A 17859-nucleotide genomic window follows, 5' to 3' on the forward strand; every position below is an offset into this window, starting at 1 on the left:
GGCTTGCTCAGGACGTCGCGACCTCGTCGACGACCGACGCGATCAGGTCGACCGCCGCGAGCGGATCGGTGTACGTCGGTGTCACGTAGACCACGCTGAACCCCAACTCCCGCGCCCTGTCGAGGGTCGCGAGCAGTTCGTCCCGGCGGGTCTCCGGGGTCAGCCGGGTGCTCGCCGTCTTCTCGACCGTGGCGAAGTCCCGGCCCACGTCGTCGCAGTGCCGCTCGAGCACGTCGAACTTGTGGGGGGTGTCGTCGCCGATCGCGAGGTTGCAGGCATCCGCGTACCGGGCGACGAGTCGGAGTGTCTTCTTCTCGCCCCCGCCGCCGATCAGGATGTACGGACGCGGTCGGCTGAGGTTCTGCGGCGAGTTCAGGGTGCGGGCGAGCTGGTAGTGCCGGCCCTCGTAGGGGCCCTCGACGTCGCTCCACATCTGCAGGCAGATCTGGAGCGCCTCCTCGAGCCGTTCGAAGCGCTCGGCGATCGGAGGGAAGTCGAGGCCGAGTCCGAGCGATTCCTCCTCGTTCCAGGCAGCTCCGATCCCGAGACCGGCGCGGCCGCCGCTGAGCGCATCCAGAGTCGAGATCTGCTTCGCCAGCAGGCCGGGCGCCCGGTACACGACACCCGTGACGAGCGTGTGCAGCAGCACCCGCGAGGTGTGTGCGGCGAGGAAGCCGAGGGCGGTGTACGCCTCGAGCATCGGCTCGTCAGGAGGCCCGAAGCCACCGATCTGCCAGACGTGGTCCATCACCGTGAGCCGGGCGACACCGGCATCCTCCGCGGCGCGCGCCGTGGCGGCGAGGGTGGGTGCGAGGGCCGCCGTTCCGCCCTCGTAACTGAGAAAGGCCAGATGCATCCCGAGCTCCATGCTCGAACCTTAGCCCGATGGGCCGGATGGAGGATGCGCGATGCGGTCCAATGCGACGCAACTGAGGGGGCCGGAGCACCGCAACTGACGAGGCGAGAGGGGATGACGGGAATCGAACCCGCGTGATCAGTTTGGAAGACTGAGGCTCTACCATTGAGCTACATCCCCGCGCCGGAGGCTCACCCCCGGGCACCCGAACATCGTAGTACAGCTTCGAACGCGCTGTGTGACGCGCATCCCGGGTGCGGTAGGCTTGCGGAGGCCATTTCGCCGCCGGGGCGTAGCTCAGCTTGGCTAGAGCGCCCGCTTTGGGAGCGGGAGGTCGCAGGTTCGAATCCTGTCGCCCCGACACGGATCTGAACCACCTCGAAACCACAGGAGAGACCCAACGTGAAGACCACGGTCGAAAAGCTCAGCCCCACGCGTGTGAAGATCGCCATCTTCGTCACCCCCGACGAGCTGAAGCCCAGCATCGATCACGCGTACACCCACATCGCGGAGCAGGTGAACATCCCCGGCTTCCGCAAGGGCAAGGTGCCGCCGCCCATCATCAACCAGCGCGTCGGCAAGGAGGCCGTGCTCGAGCACGCCGTCAACGAGGGCCTCGACCGCTTCTACCGCGACGCGGTCACCGAGAACGACCTCCGCCCGCTCGGCCGCCCGCAGGCCGACATCGTCGAGTGGCCCAAGGCCGAGGACTTCTCCGGCGACCTCGAGCTCGCGATCGAGGTCGACGTGCGTCCCGAGATCGACCTGCCCGACTACGAGGGCTACGAGGTCACCGTCGAGCCCGCCGTCGTCGAAGACGGCGACGTCGACGAGGAGCTCGAGCGTCTCCGCAGCCGCTTCGGCACGCTCGTCACGGTCGACCGTCCCGCCGCGAAGGGCGACTTCGCCCAGCTCGACCTGGTCGCCACCGTCGACGACGTCGAGGTCGACTCGGCCTCCGGCATCTCGTACGAGATCGGCTCGGGCGAGCTGCTCGAGGGCATCGACGAGGCCCTCGACACCCTGACCGCCGGCGAGACCACGACCTTCGAGGCCCCGCTGCTCGGCGGCGACTACGCCGGTCGCGACGCGCTGGTCACGGTCACGCTCAACTCCGTCAAGGAGCGCGAGCTGCCCGAGGCCGACGACGACTTCGCCCAGATCGCCAGCGAGTTCGACACCCTCGACGAGCTGAAGAACTCGCTCAAGGAGCAGGTCGAGAAGCAGAAGGCGTTCGGCCAGGCCTCTGAGGCCCGCACCAAGATCGTCGAGTCGCTGCTCGAGAAGGTGGAGATCCCGGTTCCCCCGGCGCTCATCGAAGACGAGGTGCACCGTCACCTCGAGAGCGAGAACCGTCTGGAGGACGACGAGCACCGCGCCGAGGTCACCACCTCGAGCGAGAACACGTTCAAGACCCAGATCCTGCTCGACGCGGTCGTCGACCGCGAGGAGGTCAAGGTCAGCCAGGACGAGCTCACCCAGTACCTGGTGCAGTCCGCCGCCCAGTACGGCATGGAGCCGAACGAGTTCGTCAAGATCCTCTCCGAGTCGAACCAGATCCCCGCGATGGTCGCCGAGGTCGCCCGCAACAAGGCGCTCGCGATCATCCTGTCGAAGGCCAAGGTCGTCGACACCAACGGCAAGGCCGTCGACATCTCCGAGTTCACCGTCCTCGCCGACGACTCGGACGCCGACAACCTGCTGAACGCTCCGGCCGACGACCACGCCGGTCACGACCACGAGGGCCACTCGCACTAGCCGCGTCAGGTCGCGGCACGATCGCGACACCCTCCGAAGGGCCCGCATCCGAATTCCGGATGCGGGCCCTTCGTCGTCCGGTCGCGTCGCGGATGATCTGCCGACGGCGAACACGGGTTCCCCGCCGCGTTCCACCCAGTAGATTCAAACCACTGCAAGTGAATTGGAGCGACACACATGGCCGAAACGGCTCTCCCATCCAGCGTCTTCGACCGGCTGCTGAAAGACCGCATCATCTGGCTCGGGTCCGAGGTTCGCGACGACAACGCGAACGAGATCTGCGCCAAGATCCTTCTGCTCGCAGCCGAAGACCCCGAGCGTGACATCTACCTCTACATCAACTCGCCCGGTGGTTCGATCACCGCCGGCATGGCGATCTACGACACCATGAAGTTCGTTCCGAACGACATCGTGACCGTGGGCATCGGAATGGCCGCGTCGATGGGCCAGTTCCTCCTCACCAGCGGCACCAAGGGCAAGCGCTACATCACGCCCAACGCCCGCGTGCTCCTGCACCAGCCGCACGGTGGCTTCGGCGGAACCTCGTCGGACATCCAGACCCAGGCCCAGCTCATCCTCGGGATGAAGAACACGCTCGCCGAGATCACCGCCGCCCAGACCGGCAAGACGGTCGAGCAGGTCAACGAGGACGGCGACCGCGACCGCTGGTTCACCGCCCAGGAGGCTCTGGAGTACGGCTTCGTCGACCACGTGCGTGAGTTCGCCACCGACGTCGTCGGCGGCGGCGGCACCATCGAAGCAGACAACTAGCACCGGATCTCTAGAGAACAGGGAACAGAATCATGCAAACCCCCACCTTCGGTGCGAGTGCCTACGGTAACGGCACCATGCCGAGCGACCGCTACATCCTCCCCTCCTTCGAGGAGCGGACGGCGTACGGCTTCAAGCGCCAGGACCCTTACGCGAAGCTCTTCGAGGACCGCATCATCTTCCTCGGCGTGCAGATCGACGACGCCTCGGCCGACGACGTGATGGCCCAGCTGCTCGTGCTCGAGTCCCAGGACCCGGATCGCGACATCGAGATGTACATCAACTCTCCCGGTGGCTCGTTCACCGCGATGACGGCGATCTACGACACGATGCAGTACGTGCGCCCGCAGATCCAGACCGTGTGCCTCGGCCAGGCGGCATCCGCCGCGGCCGTGCTGCTCGCGGCCGGCACGCCCGGCAAGCGCCTCGCGCTGCCGAACGCGCGCATCCTGATCCACCAGCCGGCCACCGGTGGCGGCGGCGGCCAGGCCTCGGACATCGAGATCCAGGCCCGTGAGATCCTGCGCATGCGCGAGTGGCTCGAGGGCACCCTCTCGCACCACTCCAACCGCACGCTCGAGCAGGTCAACAAGGACATCGACCGCGACAAGATCCTCTCCGCCGAGGAGGCCCTCGAGTACGGCCTCATCGACCAGGTGCTCTCGTCGCGCAAGAACGTGCCGGCGCTCGTCAGCTGAGCAGTGCCATCTCGAAGGGGCCCGTCGCATTCCGCGGCGGGCCCCTTCGCTCGCGCCGGCGCCTCGCCGGCGCGAGGCGACCTCGAGCTCGTGGCGCACTGGCGGGGGTTCCTGGATGCGCCGGGTCGATACCTGCGCCACCTCCTCGATTGATCGGAGATGTGCTGCGCTCCCTACCGGAATCCGGCGTCGCTGTCGATGTGTGTCGGGGGTTCGGGTTAGGCTCGTCGGAACACAGCGATTAGGAGGCTGGGTATGGCACGCATAGGGGAGAGCGCCGACCTGCTCAAATGCTCGTTCTGCGGAAAGAGCCAGAAGCAGGTTCAGCAGCTCATCGCCGGTCCCGGCGTGTACATCTGCGACGAATGCGTCGAGCTGTGCAACGAGATCATCGAAGAGCGCCTGTCCGAGGCCAGCGAAGAAGCGGCCGGCGAGTTCGAGCTTCCGAAGCCGAAAGAGATCTACTCCTTCCTCGAGGAGTACGTGATCGGGCAGGATGCGGCCAAGCGCGCCCTCTCGGTCGCCGTCTACAACCACTACAAGCGCACCCGAGCCCGCAGCGCCATCGTCTCGGCCGAGGCCCAGGCCTCCGAGGTCGAGATCGCGAAGAGCAACATCCTCCTGATCGGTCCGACCGGATGCGGCAAGACCTACCTCGCCCAGACCCTCGCGAAGCGGCTCAACGTGCCCTTCGCGGTCGCCGACGCGACGGCGCTCACCGAGGCCGGCTACGTCGGTGAAGACGTCGAGAACATCCTCCTGAAGCTGATCCAGGCCGCCGACTACGACGTCAAGCGGGCCGAGACCGGCATCATCTACATCGACGAGGTCGACAAGATCGCCCGCAAGGCGGAGAACCCGTCGATCACCCGCGATGTCTCGGGCGAGGGCGTGCAGCAGGCGCTGCTGAAGATCCTCGAGGGCACGGTCGCCTCGGTTCCGCCGCAGGGCGGTCGCAAGCACCCGCACCAGGAGTTCATCCAGATCGACACGACGAACGTGCTGTTCATCGTGGCGGGCGCCTTCGCGGGCCTGGAGGAGATCATCTCCCAGCGTGCCGGCAAGCGCGGCATCGGCTTCAACTCGCCGCTCTACAGCAAGAAGGCCGACGCCAACCTGTTCGGCGAGGTGCTGCCGGAAGACCTGCACAAGTTCGGCCTGATCCCCGAGTTCATCGGCCGGCTTCCCGTGGTCACCACGGTGACTCCGCTCGACCAGTCGGCGCTGATGCAGATCCTGACCGAGCCGCGCAACGCGCTCGTGCGCCAGTACCAGCGCATGTTCGAGCTCGACGGGGTGGAGCTCGAGTTCCAGCTCGACGCGCTCGAGGCGATCGCCGACCTGGCCGTGCTGCGGCAGACCGGTGCCCGTGGGCTCCGCGCGATCATGGAGGAGGTGCTCGGCCCGATCATGTTCGAGGTGCCGTCCACCGACGAGGTCGCCCGGGTCATCGTGACGCGTGAGGCCGTGCTCGAGAACGCGGCGCCCACGATCGTGCCGCGGAAGGCGCGGCGCGAGGAGAAGTCGGCGTAAGGCTGATCCTCTGCGCCCTGGCTTCTGGGGCGCCGAGGAGCTGGCTTGTGCCGCGGGATGTTCTCACTGACCGCGCCGCCGCCTCTGCGGCGCGGGCGACATGTGCCGGTGCGGTCGCGACGCCCGGCCTGCGGTCGGGCCTCGCGGCCGCGCCGTTACCTTGGGTCGTCGAGTAGGGCCTGTTGCGCTCGTGTGCCACACGGGGTGGTGCCATCGTCTTGTCGTAGTGCCGCCGTTGGCGCCATTGCGGCCATTTCGTCGCTGTCGCCATCACCATCCATCGCCGTGATTCCCGCCGCGACATGTCTGACCGCCACCGACAGCGTCCGGACTGAAACCGAGATCGTCCCGCTGCAGCAACGGGCCGCCTGCAGCAATCACCATCACCGCTGCCCGCGACACCACCGCAACCACGACCACCACAACCACGACCACCACGACCACGATCACCGTCAGCCACCGCCACCCCGGCCACCACCCCGGCCATCATCATCGCCGCCGATACCGCCACCTGCGACGAATGCCGGCGCCCGCCCACCCTCCAAGCACGCGGGATGGGTGGGGTGGGAACGTTTTGGGGGGCGGGGGTGTTGTGAGGGGTGCGGCGTGGGGGATGGGCTCTGGCGGGCAGGAAGGCAGACGGCAACGTGAACGTCATCGAGTGGTTGTTCGACGCACAGCTGCACATCGGAGATCAGACGATCCTCTGGCGCGAAGTCGTCGGCAACCTGTTCGGCCTCGCCAGCGCGCTGGGCGCGCTCCGCCGCCGCATCTGGGCCTGGCCCGTCGGCATCGTGGGCAACGCCCTGCTCTTCACCGTGTTCCTCGGCGCCGTCTTCGGCACCCCCAACCCGGTCGACCTCCTGGGCCAAGCCGGTCGCCAGGTGATGTTCATCGTCGTCTCGATCTACGGCTGGTACCGCTGGGCCCACCCGACCGGTCGTTCGACGGCCCCGGTCGAGCCGCGCTGGGCATCCACCCGCGCCCGCATCGGACTCATCATCGCCCTGATCGCCGGCACCGCCGTGCTGACCCCGATCTTCCGCGCGCTCGGCTCCTTCGAGCCCGTTTGGAGCGACGCCTGGATCTTCATGGGCTCCCTGCTCGCCACCTACGGCATGGCCCGCGGCTGGGTCGAGTTCTGGCTGCTCTGGGTCGCCGTCGACGTGGTCGGGGTGCCGTTGCTCTTCTCCGCCGGCTACTACGCCTCGGGCATCATGTACGCCGTCTACGGCGTCTTCACCCTGGTCGGATTCTTCGTCTGGCGCCGCCAGCGCCGCCTGGCCGCCCTCGACCCGTCACTCGTCGCCGCTACCACGCCGGTTTAGCGACAACGACTGACGGGTCGGCGACAGTGGGCGGCGCCCACGAGCTGCGTCCGCGACGGGCGACGGGCGATGGGTGCCAGGCGACAGGCGGATGGCGCCCGGCGGCGGAGCCGGGGCTACCGGAAAAGACCGCTGTACGCATTCAGCGCCAGCTGCCCCCCGAGGTGCGCGTAGAGCACCGTCGAGGTCGCCGGGATCTCGCGCGACTTCACCAGATCGATCAGGCCTGCCAGAGACTTGCCCTCGTACACGGGGTCGGTGATCATCGCCTCGAGCTCGGCCCCGAGCCGGATGGCCTCCATGGTCGAGTCGACCGGAATCCCGTACAGATCCCCGGCCCAGCCCTCGAGCACCTCGATCTCGTCGTCGCGCAGGTCGCGGCCGAGACCGATCAGGTCGGCGGTGTGCCGGGCGATCCGGGCCACCTGGTCGCGGGTCTTCTCGAGCGTGGCCGAAGCGTCGATGCCGATCACGCGTCGCGGGCGCTCCTGCCCCGCGAAACCGGCGATCATGCCCGCGTGCGTCGATCCGGTCACCGTGCAGACAACGATCGTGTCGAAGAACACGCCCAGTTCGCGCTCCTGCTGCTCGACCTCGTCGGCCCAGTTGGCGAACCCGAGCCCGCCGAGGTGGTGCTCGGACGCCCCGGCCGGGATCGCGTACGGCTTGCCGCCGGACTCGACGACGTCGTCGATCGCCTGCTGCCAGCTCGAGCGGATGCCGATGTCGAACCCGGCGGAGTCGAGCGTGACCGTCGCCCCCATCATCCGCGAGAGCTGGATGTTGCCGACCCGGTCGCTCAGCGGGTCGGGCCAGTCGACCCAGTTCTCCTGCACCAGCCGGGCCTTGAGCCCGAGCTTCGCGGCCACCGCAGCGACCTGCCGGGTGTGGTTCGACTGGTAGCCGCCGATCGAGACGAGCGTGTCCGCACCCTGGGCCAGCGCATCCGGCACCAGGTACTCGAGCTTGCGGATCTTGTTGCCCCCGAACGCCAGCCCGCTCGACACGTCCTCCCGCTTGGCCCAGACCTGGGCGCCGCCCAGGTGCTGGCTGAGCCGGGTGAGCGGATGCACGGGGCTGGGCCCGAAGGTGAGCGGGTACCGGGGGAAGTCGGAGATCGGCATGGGGATCCTTCGCGAGAGCAGGGGCATGTGATGTCGTATGCAATATATCGCACCTCGGTCTAGACTTCCGACATGCCCGTTCCATCCGCCCGCTCCGTCCGCTCGCGCACCCTGTTGCGCGACGAGGTCTACCAGACCCTCCGCGACGCGATCGTCGACGGCACCCTCGCCCCGGGGGAGCGGCTCCGCGACCCCGAGCTCGAGACCTGGCTCGGGGTGAGCCGCACGCCGATCCGCGAGGCGCTGCTGCGTCTCGAGCGGTCAGGTCTCGTCGTCGCCAAGCCGGGCCGGGCGACCACGGTGGCCCCCGCCGACGGCGATGCCGTGCGCAACGCCCAGCAGGTGGCCGCCGCGCTCCACGAGCTGGCGGCGCGGCTCGCCGTGCCTCAGCTGGGCGACGCCGATCTGGATGCGCTGGAGGCCGCGAACGACGACTTCCGCGCCGCGCTCCAGGCCCACGACGTCGACCGTGCCCTCCAGGCCGACGACCGGTTCCACGACGTGTTCGTGGCGGCGAGCGGGAACGCGATGATCGCCGAGGTGCTCGAAGGGGCGACCAGCGTGCTCCGCCGGATCGAGCGCATCCGCTTCTCGTCGCTCGACGGGCGCGACTCGGTGCGCCAGCACGGCGCGATCATCGAGGCGGCCCGGGCAGGCGCGGCCGATCGGGCCGCCGACCTGGTGCGCGCGAACTGGATGGCGCTCACCCTCGCGGAGTGACGCCCACCCCTCGTTCGCCCCATCGAGAAGTCACCTTTACGTCCAAACGGCGCGTTTTGGACGTAAATGTGACTTCTCGACGAAGTGGGGAGTGGGGTGGGGTGGGGTGGGGGTGGGTCAGGGACCTGGGGTCAGGCGCCCGGGGTGACGACCGCCGCGTCTTCGTCGGCGTCGTACTCGATCACGGTCTCGTCGTCGAGCTCGGCCACGGGCTTGCCCTCGAGCCAGGTCAGGGTCCAACTCCAGTCGGAGGCGTTGACGCCCTGCTCGGCGAGCTCGCCCTCGACCTCGTAGATCGCGTCGATCACGACCTGCGGCAGTCGCGACGGCGGCTCGTCGCCGACGAGCCAGCGGGTTCCCAGCTGGATCACCGCAGAGCCCGATCGTAGGTGACCCACGGGGTCTTCTCGGCGACGTCGTCGTAGAGCGCGCGGGCGTCTTTGTTGTCCTTCGCCGTGATCCAGCGCACGATGCTCGCCCCGCGGCTCCGGCCGACGTCGGCGACACCGTCCAGCAGCGCCCGGGCGATGCCCTCGCGGCGGCGCTCCGGCAGCACGAACAGGTCGTCGAGGTAGATGCCCCGGCTGCCGTCGAGCGGTCGGGCGAACTCGCGGTAGTGCGCGAGCCCGACGACCTCGCCCGAGTCGTCGACCGCCACCAGGCACTCGACCTCGTTGGTGTCGTCGATGATCCAGCTCCAGACGAGCACGGCCTTCTCGTCCTGCAACGGCTTCTCGTAGAACTCGCCGTAGCCCGAGTACACGGCGTGCCAGGGGAAGAACTCTCCCGTCGACACGGGTCTGACCTCGATCGGCATCGTCGCCTCCTGGCTCATACTGCACCCTCCGTCTTCTCGTCGGGTGCCAGAACTATATCGCTGACCACCAGCTCCTCCGCCGAGGCGAAGCCGAGCGACTCGATCCGCCCGACGGCCTTGAGATCCGCCGCCGCGAGCTCGAGCAGCGCGGTCTCCTCGGACGGGCCTGCGATGGTCGCCGAGGCGACCGCGGTCTTCTGCGAGGCCTTGGCGTCGGTCTTGGCGCGGCGGATGCCCACGAGTGCGCGGGAGGCCAGCGACAGCAGCGGGGCGTGCGTCGGCAGAGCGGCGGTCACGCCCTCGGGCAGCGAGCTCTCGACCGACTCGGGCCAAGCGGCGTTGTGCACCGAGCCCTCGTGGGTCCACGACCAGACCTCCTCGGTCGCGAACGGCAGGTACGGCGCGAACAGGCGCAGCAGCACGTCGATCGCGGTCTGCAGTGCGAGCACGGCCGAGGCCTTGCCCGCGGCGTCGGAGGAGTCGCGGTACGCGCGCTCCTTCACCAGCTCGAGGTAGTCGTCGCAGAAGGTCCAGAAGAAGGTCTCGGTGAGCTCGAGCGCGCGGGCGTGGTCGTACTTCGCCAGCGACGCGGTGGCGGCCCGCACGACCTCGTCGAGCTCGGTGAGCATCGAGAGGTCGATCGGGTCGACGATCTCCGAGTGGCCCGAGGGCAGTTCGAAGCCGTAGACGAACTTCGCCGCGTTCAGGATCTTGATGGCCAGCCGCCGCCCGATCTTGATCTGCGTCGGGTTCTTCTCGTCGAAGGCCGCATCCGTGCCCAGCCGCGACGAGGCGGCCCAGTAGCGCACCGCATCCGATCCGTGGGCCTTCAGGATGTCGGCGGGCGTGACGACGTTGCCCTTCGACTTCGACATCTTCTTGCGGTCCGGGTCGACGATGAAGCCCGAGAGCGCGGCGTGCGCCCAGGGCGACTGGTCGGTCTCCAGGGTGGAGCGCAGCATCGTCGAGAACAGCCAGGTGCGGATGATGTCCTGGCCCTGCGGGCGCAGGTCGTAGGGGAAGACCATTCCCCACAGCTCGTCGTCGCGCATCCAGCCGCCGGCCAGCTGCGGGGTGAGGGAGGAGGTGGCCCAGGTGTCCATCACGTCGACCTCGCCCTGGAAGCCGCCGGGCACGCCGCGCTGCTCCTCGGAGTAGCCGGGCGCCGCATCCGACGAGGGGTCGACGGGCAGGATGTCGCGGGTCGCGACGATCGGCTCGTCGAAGACCGGGTTGCCGTCGCCGTCGAGTGGGTACCAGACCGGCAGGGGCACGCCGAAGAAGCGCTGGCGCGAGACGAGCCAGTCGCCGGTGAGGCCGCCGACCCAGTTGTCGTACCGCACCTTCATGAACTCGGGGTGCCAGTCGAGCTCGGCGCCGAGCTCGAGCAGGCGGGCGCGGAGCGCGTCGTCGCGGGCGCCGTTGCGGATGTACCACTGGCGGGTCGAGACGATCTCGAGCGGCCGGTCGCCCTTCTCGAAGAACTTGACCGGGTGGGTGATCGGCTTGGGCTCGCCGATCAGCTCGCCCGACGCGCGCAGCAGCTCGACGACGGCCTGCTTGGCCGAGAACACGGTCTTGCCGGCCAGCTGGCCGTAGGCCTCCCGCCCGGCCTCGGAGGTGATCGCCGCCGGCGGCTCGCTCACGACGCGGCCGTCGAAGCCGATGATCGCGCGGTTGGGCAGGTCGAGGTCGCGCCACCAGATCACGTCGGTCAGGTCGCCGAAGGTGCAGATCATCGCGATGCCCGAGCCCTTGTCGGCCTGGGCGAGGTGGTGGGCGAGCACCGGCACCTCGACGCCGAACAGCGGGGTGGTCACCGTGGTGCCGAACAGGGCCTGGTAGCGCTCGTCGTCCGGATGCGCGACCAGGGCCACACAGGCCGGCAGCAGCTCGGGCCGGGTGGTCTCGATGAACACGCCCTCGCCGTCGGGGCGGTGGAACTCGAGGCGGTGGTAGGCGCCCGGCTGCTCCTTGTCCTCCAGCTCGGCCTGGGCGACCGCGGTGCGGAAGGTCACGTCCCAGAGCGTGGGGGCCATCGCCTGGTAGGCCTCGCCGCGCTCGACGTTGCGGAGGAAGGCGAGCTGCGAGGCGGACTGCGACTCGCGCGAGATGGTGCGGTAGGTCTGGCTCCAGTCGACCGAGAGGCCGAGGTCGCGCCAGAGCGACTCGAACTGCTTCTCGTCCTCCACGGTGAGGATCTCGCAGAGCTCGATGAAGTTGCGGCGCGAGATCGGGATCTGGTCGGCCGCCTTGGACGACTTGTTGTCGCCGCCCTCGAAGGGCGGGGTGAACGACTCGTCGTAGGGCAGCGAGGGGTCGCAGCGCACGCCGTAGTAGTTCTGCACGCGGCGCTCCGTAGGCAGACCGTTGTCGTCCCAGCCGATCGGGTAGAAGACGCGCTTGCCCCGCATCCGCTGGTAGCGGGCGATCACGTCGGTGTGCGTGTAGGAGAACACGTGACCGATGTGCAGCGAACCGGAGGCCGTCGGCGGCGGGGTGTCGATCGAGTAGACGCACTCCCGGGTGGCGCCCTCGCGGCGGAAGAGATAGGTGCCCTGGTCTCGCCAGCGCTCGTCCCACTTCGATTCGAGGCCCTCGAGGGCGGGCTTCTCGGGCATGCGTGCGGACATGGCGGCCTCCTGGCGATATAGACGGCACCGTGTCAGGTGGAGAGGTGCCTCACTGTCGCGTCTAGTTTACCGGGACGGCTGTGTCTACCGGGACGGCCGTGCTGCGCGCGGCTGTCCCGGGCGTCGCCGGTCCCCGCCCGGCGCCGCGCGACATGTTCGGCTGTCGTCGCTTGCGCGGCGACGGCCTCACGCTGGGTCATCGAGTACGGCCCGCTGCAATCGATCCCGTACCGAATGCTGTGGGCCGACTCTGCGACCCCTTCTACTTCATGCTCGCCCGGAGGGTGCGGAGCTCGCGCGTCAGCGGCTCGGGGATGCGGTCGGCGCCGAGTTCGGTGAAGTAGGCGTCGATCTCGTCGGCCTCGCGGGCCCAGGCGGCACGGTCGACCGAGAGGATCGACTGCAGGTCCTCGTAGGTGAGATCGAGACCCTCGACGTTGAAGTCGCGCACCCGGGGCAGCTTGCCGATCGGGGTGTCGACGACCTCGACCGAGCCCTCCAGGCGTCGCACGATCCACTCGAGCACGCGCGAGTTCTCCGAGAACCCGGGCCAGATGAACCGGCCGTCGGCATCCTTGCGGAACCAGTTCACCGAGAACACCGGCGGCGCATCCGCACCGAGCGTCTCACCGATTTCGAGCCAGTGGGCGAAGTAGTCGGCGATGTCGTAGCCGCAGAACGGCAGCATCGCGAACGGGTCGTGCCGCAGCCGGCCGACGGCGCCCTCGGCGGCCGCGGTCGTCTCGGAGGCCATCGTCGCGCCCATGAACACGCCGTGCGCCCAGTCGCGGGCCTCGGAGACCAGGGGCACCGTGGAGGGGCGCCGGCCGCCGAAGAGGATGGCGTCGATCACCACGCCGTCGGGCGAGTCCCAGTCCGACGCGATCGACGGACACTGGTCGGCCGTCACGGTGAAGCGCGAGTTCGGATGCGCGGCGGGCGTCGGCGAGTCCGGCGTCCAGTCCTCTCCACGCCAGTCGACGAGGTGCGCCGGCGGAGTCGGCGTGAGCCCCTCCCACCAGATGTCGCCGTCGTCGCGCAGGGCGACGTTGGTGAAGATGGAGTTGCCCCACACGGTGTCGACCGCGGTCGGGTTGGTCGTGATCCCGGTGCCGGGCGCGACGCCGAAGAATCCGCGTTCGGGGTTGATCGCACGCAGTCGGCCGTCGGGGCCGGGCCGCATCCAGGCGATGTCGTCGCCGATCGTCTCGACCTTCCAGCCGGGGATGGAGGGGTTGAGCATCGCCAGGTTGGTCTTGCCGCAGGCCGAGGGGAAGGCGGCGGCCAGGTGGGAGACCGTGCCGGCCGGCGAGGTGAGCTTGATGATCAGCATGTGCTCGGCCAGCCAGCCCTCGTCGCGCGCCATGACGGAGGCGATCCGCAGCGCGAAGCACTTCTTGCCCAGCAGGGCGTTTCCGCCGTAGCCCGAGCCGAACGACCAGATCTCGCGGGTCTCGGGGAAGTGCGAGATGTACTTCGTCGGGTTGTGCGGCCAGGCGACGTCGTCGTGGCGCACGCCGGCGTCGTCGACGAGCGGGGCGCCGACGGAGTGCACGGCGGGCACCCACGGCGTCTCCGGGCCGATCAGGTCGAGGGCGGCCGCGCCCATCCGGGTCATCAGCTGCATGCTGACGACGACGTAGGGGGAGTCGGTGATCTGCACGCCGAGCTGCGAGATCGGGCCGCCCAGGGGCCCCATCGAGAACGGCACGACGTACATCGTGCGCCCGCGCATGCTGCCGGCGAAGAGGGTGTCGAGCTCTTCGCGCATCGCGAAGGGGCTGCGCCAGTTGTTCGTGGGGCCCGCATCCGCTTGCCGCTCGGAGCAGATGAAGGTGCGGTCCTCGACCCGCGCGACGTCGGCCGGGTCGCTGCGGGCGAGGAAGCTGTTGGGCCGCCACTCGGGGTTCAGCCGGATGAGCGTGCCCTGGGCCACCATCATCTTCGTCAGCTCGTCCCACTCGCGGGTGCTGCCGTCGCACCAGACGATCTGGTCGGGCTTGGTCAGTCGGGCGATGTCGCGCACCCAGTCGTTGACGTCGGCATTCCTGCTGGGGCCGGCGACGTCGGTCATGGTCGGTGTGGTGAGGATGCTCATCAGCGAACCCGTTCTCGTCAAGTGGGGGAGGTTTCTTCCACTATGCGCAAGCAATCCGGCCGAATTCGAGTATTCTGCCGGAAAGATCAGCCATTCTTTACAGGAGGAAAAAGTGACGGACTCCACGGACCTGATCACCCTCGGTCGCCGCATCCGGCACCATCGCAAGCAGCAGGGGCTCACCCTCGATCAGCTCGGCGCGAAGGTCGGGGTCGTCGGCAGTCAGCTCTCCCTGATCGAGAACGGGCGGCGCGAGCCGAAGCTGTCGCTGCTGCAGGCGCTCGCCGTCGAACTGGGCGTGCCGATGAACGACCTGCTGAGCGACGAGGCTCCGGATGCACGCACCGCGCTCGAGATCGAACTCGCGCGGGCGCAGGCGTCGCCCCTGTACGGCTCCCTGGGGCTGCCGGTCGTGCCGGCCAGCCGCACCCTGCCGCTGGAGACCCTCGAATCCCTGGTGGGCCTGCACCGCGAGCTGCTGCGCCGGGCCACGCAGTCGATCGCCACCCCGGAGGAGGCGCGCCGGGCGAACACCGAGAACCGCCTGGCGATGCGCGCGGAGAACAACCACCTGCCGGAGCTGGAGGCGCTCGCCGAGGAGACGCTCGCCACCGTCGGTCACACCACCGGTGCCCTCACCCACCGGAGCGTCTCGCTCCTGGCCGAGAGCCTCGGGTTCGACCTGATCTACGTCGACAACCTGCCCCACTCGGCCCGGTCGGTGACCGATCTGGAGAACGGGCGGATCTACCTGCCGCCCGCCTCCATCCCGGGCGGGCACGGGCTGCGCTCGATGGCGCTGCAGGCCATGGCGCACCGGCTGCTCGGCCACACCCCGCCGGCCAGCTACGCCGAGTTCCTGCAGCAGCGGCTCGAGATCAACTACTTCGCCGCCGCCTGTCTCATGCCGATGACGCCCTCGGTGGCCTTCCTGCGCGCGGCGAAGGAGCGGAAGGACCTCTCGGTCGAGGACTTCCGTGACGCCTTCGGGGTCACCCACGAGGCCGCGGCGCTGCGGATGACGAACCTCGCGACCTCGCACCTGGACATGCGCGTGCACTTCCTGCGGGTGGGGGAGGACGGCGCGATCTACAAGGCCTACGAGAACGACGGTCTGCCCCTGCCCGCCGACGTCACCGGGGCCGTCGAGGGTCAGCTGGTCTGCCGCAAGTGGGCGGCCCGCGGCGCTCTCGGCCGCACGAACCGCACGACCGAGTTCTACCAGTACACCGACACCCCGGCCGGCACCTTCTGGTGCGCGACCCAGACCGGCAAGACCGACGCGGGGGAGTTCTCGATCACCTTCGGCGTGCCGTTCTCCGAGGCCAAGTGGTTCCGCGGGCGGGACACCCAGGGCCGGGTGCAGTCCACCTGCCCGGATGCCTCGTGCTGCCGGAAGCCCGCCTCGGATCTGGCGGAGAAGTGGTCGGACGCGGCCTGGCCGAGCGCGAAACTGCACGCCCACATCCTGTCGCCGCTGCCCTCGGGCAAGTTCCCCGGGGTCGACGAGAACGAGGTGTACCAGTTCCTCGAAGCCCACAGCGGGTCGCTCTAGGCGAGCGGGAGGCCCGAAGCGCCCCGTGAGCCGGCATGCGGGTCGCTCTAGGCGAGCGGGTCGCTCGGATCCTTCGGGTCGGTGTGGTCGAGCATCCACCCGCGGTCCTTCGCGGCGTTCTTGAGCTTCTCGAACAGGCCGGCGCCGTCGGGCGCGTAGACCCGGGGCGCCCGCTCGACCGGCGCATTCGGGTCGACCTTCGACCGGCCGCCGGCCAGCACCGCCTCGCTGGTGGAGAGCTGACGGATCGCGATCGCGGCGACGCTGTCGGGGCGTTCGAGCGCGAACTCCCGGTAGATCTCCTCGTCGTGCTGCCCGTCGTCGCCGATCAGCAGCCAGTGGATGTCCGGGAACTCCTGCGCGAGCCGGCGCAGGTTCTTCTCCTTGTGCTCGCGACCGTTGCGGAAGAACCGGTCGTGGGTCGGACCCCAGTCGGTCAGCAGGATGGGCCCGCTCGGGTAGAGGTTGCGCGAGAGGAAGCGGGTGAGCGTGGGCGCCACGTTCCAGGCGCCGGTGGAGAGGTAGATGACGGGCGTGCCCGGGTCGACCGAGGTCATCCGTTCGAGGAAGACGGCCATGCCCGGCGTCGGTGTGCGCGCGTGCACGTCGAGCACGAAGGTGTTCCAGAACGCGAGGAAGGGGCGGGGGAGCGCGGTGACCATGACGGTGTCGTCGATGTCGCAGACCACGCCGAAGCGCGCCTCGGGGGCGACGACGAAGACGGGGGCCTCGACGGGTTCGGAGTCCTCCGCCGACATCGTGATCGTGTGCCAGCCGGGGTCGAGCTCGACGTCGACCGAGGCGTCGACGACTCCGCCGCGGTCGGCGAGTACGGTGCGCACGCTGCCCTCGACCTCGATCGTCACCTCGACGTCGCCGACCGGCACGCTCGTGAAGCTGCGCCAGCCGCGCACGCGCTCCTCGCGTCGGCGCTGCTTGCGGGCCGCCCGGGAACCGGGCTTGGGCTGCTTGGTCAGCAGCACGCGGCCGAGCACCCGGATCTGCGAGGTGGAGCCGTACCCGGTGTACGGGATGACCGTCGCCTGTTGACCGCGACGCCTGGCCCACTTCTCCCGGAAGTCGTGGATCGCGTCGTCGATTCGTGCGGCACGGTGCAGCCGGGGTGCCGCGGCGGGATCTGTTGGCACGGCTCCAGTCTGTCACGGCCGGGGCGGAACCGGACGAGAGCCTCACCCGGCTGACAGGCAGTCCGAACTAGACTTGGGTGTCGGGATTCGGGAAAGGGACGGGCTTGGTGTCATTCAACGACCTCATCAGCGGTGCGCTCACGTCGACCGGGAAGGTGCGCAACGAGCCCGTCCAGGCTCGGAGCAGCGAACGGATCGGAGCCCTGCTGGACGCTGCGTCGGCGGTCGTCGCCGAGGTCGGCATCGAGCGCCTCACGACGGCGATGGTCGCGGAGCGCGCCGGTGCCTCGATCGGCACCGTCTACCGCTACTTCCCCGACCGCATCGCCGTGCTCGGCGCGATGAGCCTCCGCGGCTTCGAGCGCTTCCTCCGGGCCAGCGTCGACCTGCTCGAGAGCACGAAGCCGACCACGATGGACGCCGCGTTCTCCTGCCTGATCGACGCCGCCGTGCAGATGCACCGCACCGAGCCGGGGTTCACCTCCATCCGGCTCTCTGACCAGATCGCCCTCCCCGAGGTCGACGGCGGCACCGCCGCCTCCGCCCGGGTCGCCGGCCCGCTCGCCGCGATCTTCTCGGCCGAGCTGGGCGTCGCCGACGACGGCACCCTCGCCGACCGCCTCGACATCGCGCTGACCATGGTCGACGCCCTGCTGGTGCGCGCGTTCATCATCGATCCCAACGGCGACGAGGATGCGATCAGCGCCTGTCGCGCGGTCGTCACCGCGTATTTGTGACGATCGTTGACCCCCGGGGTTTGCGTTTTCGGCCGATGATGTTTGGCTTGTCCGAAGGATCGTAGCCCGCGGTCCCACGACGT

General features: G+C 69.1%; 15 protein-coding genes and 2 tRNA genes. 9 read left to right on the forward strand and 8 right to left on the reverse strand.

Translation table 11 applies throughout. The features are described from left to right. Positions 1–7: 7 nt before the first annotated feature. Positions 8–868, reverse strand: a complete 861-nt coding sequence (locus tag AC59HU_RS13000; RefSeq protein ID WP_497223847.1) for an LLM class F420-dependent oxidoreductase — start codon at positions 866–868, stop codon at positions 8–10. A 97-nt stretch (positions 869–965) separates the two neighbouring features. Beyond that, positions 966–1036 (reverse strand) — tRNA-Gly (locus tag AC59HU_RS13005). A gap of 106 nt (positions 1037–1142) precedes the next feature. Here AC59HU_RS13005 and AC59HU_RS13010 point away from each other — a divergent pair. The 6 genes from AC59HU_RS13010 (at position 1143) to pnuC (ending at position 6944) form a co-directional block, all read left to right on the forward strand. Continuing rightward, positions 1143–1217, forward strand: a tRNA-Pro gene (locus AC59HU_RS13010). A 41-nt stretch (positions 1218–1258) separates the two neighbouring features. Next, on the forward strand, positions 1259–2614 hold the full coding sequence (gene tig, locus AC59HU_RS13015; protein WP_497223848.1) for a trigger factor: 1356 nt from the start codon (positions 1259–1261) through the stop codon (positions 2612–2614). A 177-nt stretch (positions 2615–2791) separates the two neighbouring features. Beyond that, complete coding sequence (locus AC59HU_RS13020; RefSeq protein WP_497223849.1) at positions 2792–3385, forward strand: ATP-dependent Clp protease proteolytic subunit; 594 nt, start codon at positions 2792–2794, stop codon at positions 3383–3385. A gap of 32 nt (positions 3386–3417) precedes the next feature. Continuing rightward, complete coding sequence (locus tag AC59HU_RS13025; protein WP_497223850.1) at positions 3418–4083, forward strand: ATP-dependent Clp protease proteolytic subunit; 666 nt, start codon at positions 3418–3420, stop codon at positions 4081–4083. A 255-nt stretch (positions 4084–4338) separates the two neighbouring features. Then, entirely contained in the window at positions 4339–5616 is a 1278-nt protein-coding gene (gene clpX / locus AC59HU_RS13030; RefSeq protein ID WP_497223851.1) for an ATP-dependent Clp protease ATP-binding subunit ClpX, read from the forward strand. A gap of 647 nt (positions 5617–6263) precedes the next feature. Then, positions 6264–6944 (forward strand): nicotinamide riboside transporter PnuC, encoded by a 681-nt coding sequence (gene pnuC, locus AC59HU_RS13035; protein WP_497223852.1) that lies wholly within the window; start codon positions 6264–6266, stop codon positions 6942–6944. A 116-nt stretch (positions 6945–7060) separates the two neighbouring features. Here the strand turns inward: pnuC and AC59HU_RS13040 are convergent, their stop codons facing one another. Beyond that, positions 7061–8068 carry a 1-aminocyclopropane-1-carboxylate deaminase gene (locus AC59HU_RS13040; protein WP_497223853.1) on the reverse strand — a complete coding sequence of 336 codons (1008 nt, stop codon included), beginning with the start codon at positions 8066–8068 and terminating at the stop codon, positions 7061–7063. 72 nt (positions 8069–8140) lie between these two features. Here AC59HU_RS13040 and AC59HU_RS13045 point away from each other — a divergent pair, with 72 nt between their 5' ends. Then, the gene (locus tag AC59HU_RS13045) at positions 8141–8788 is read left to right on the forward strand and encodes a GntR family transcriptional regulator (RefSeq protein ID WP_497223854.1); all 648 of its coding nucleotides are present in this window, start codon (positions 8141–8143) and stop codon (positions 8786–8788) included. Positions 8789–8919: 131 nt separating this feature from the next. On the opposite strand, the gene AC59HU_RS13050 is transcribed toward AC59HU_RS13045, so the two are convergent. The 4 genes from AC59HU_RS13050 to AC59HU_RS13065 form a co-directional block, all read right to left on the reverse strand. Continuing rightward, positions 8920–9159 carry a hypothetical protein gene (locus tag AC59HU_RS13050; RefSeq protein ID WP_497223855.1) on the reverse strand — a complete coding sequence of 80 codons (240 nt, stop codon included), beginning with the start codon at positions 9157–9159 and terminating at the stop codon, positions 8920–8922. After that, the gene (locus AC59HU_RS13055) at positions 9156–9623 is read right to left on the reverse strand and encodes a GNAT family N-acetyltransferase (RefSeq protein WP_497223856.1); all 468 of its coding nucleotides are present in this window, start codon (positions 9621–9623) and stop codon (positions 9156–9158) included. The genes AC59HU_RS13050 and AC59HU_RS13055 overlap by 4 nt, the downstream gene beginning before the upstream one ends. Then, entirely contained in the window at positions 9620–12238 is a 2619-nt protein-coding gene (valS, locus tag AC59HU_RS13060) for a valine--tRNA ligase (protein WP_497223857.1), read from the reverse strand. Before valS ends, AC59HU_RS13055 begins: the two co-directional genes overlap by 4 nt. Positions 12239–12500: 262 nt before the next feature. Continuing rightward, entirely contained in the window at positions 12501–14336 is a 1836-nt protein-coding gene (locus AC59HU_RS13065) for a phosphoenolpyruvate carboxykinase (GTP) (RefSeq protein WP_497223858.1), read from the reverse strand. 112 nt (positions 14337–14448) lie between these two features. Here AC59HU_RS13065 and AC59HU_RS13070 point away from each other — a divergent pair, with 112 nt between their 5' ends. Then, positions 14449–15891 carry a helix-turn-helix domain-containing protein gene (locus AC59HU_RS13070; RefSeq protein ID WP_497223859.1) on the forward strand — a complete coding sequence of 481 codons (1443 nt, stop codon included), beginning with the start codon at positions 14449–14451 and terminating at the stop codon, positions 15889–15891. A gap of 47 nt (positions 15892–15938) precedes the next feature. Here AC59HU_RS13070 and AC59HU_RS13075 read toward each other — a convergent pair whose 3' ends face one another. Then, positions 15939–17039 carry an App1 family protein phosphatidate phosphatase gene (locus AC59HU_RS13075; RefSeq protein WP_497223860.1) on the reverse strand — a complete coding sequence of 367 codons (1101 nt, stop codon included), beginning with the start codon at positions 17037–17039 and terminating at the stop codon, positions 15939–15941. Between the two features lie 107 nt (positions 17040–17146). Between AC59HU_RS13075 and AC59HU_RS13080 the strand changes: the two genes are divergently transcribed. After that, on the forward strand, positions 17147–17776 hold the full coding sequence (locus tag AC59HU_RS13080) for a TetR/AcrR family transcriptional regulator (protein ID WP_497223861.1): 630 nt from the start codon (positions 17147–17149) through the stop codon (positions 17774–17776). Positions 17777–17859 lie beyond the last annotated feature (83 nt).

The sequence above is a fragment of the Herbiconiux sp. 320_LB genome (assembly GCF_059691755.1).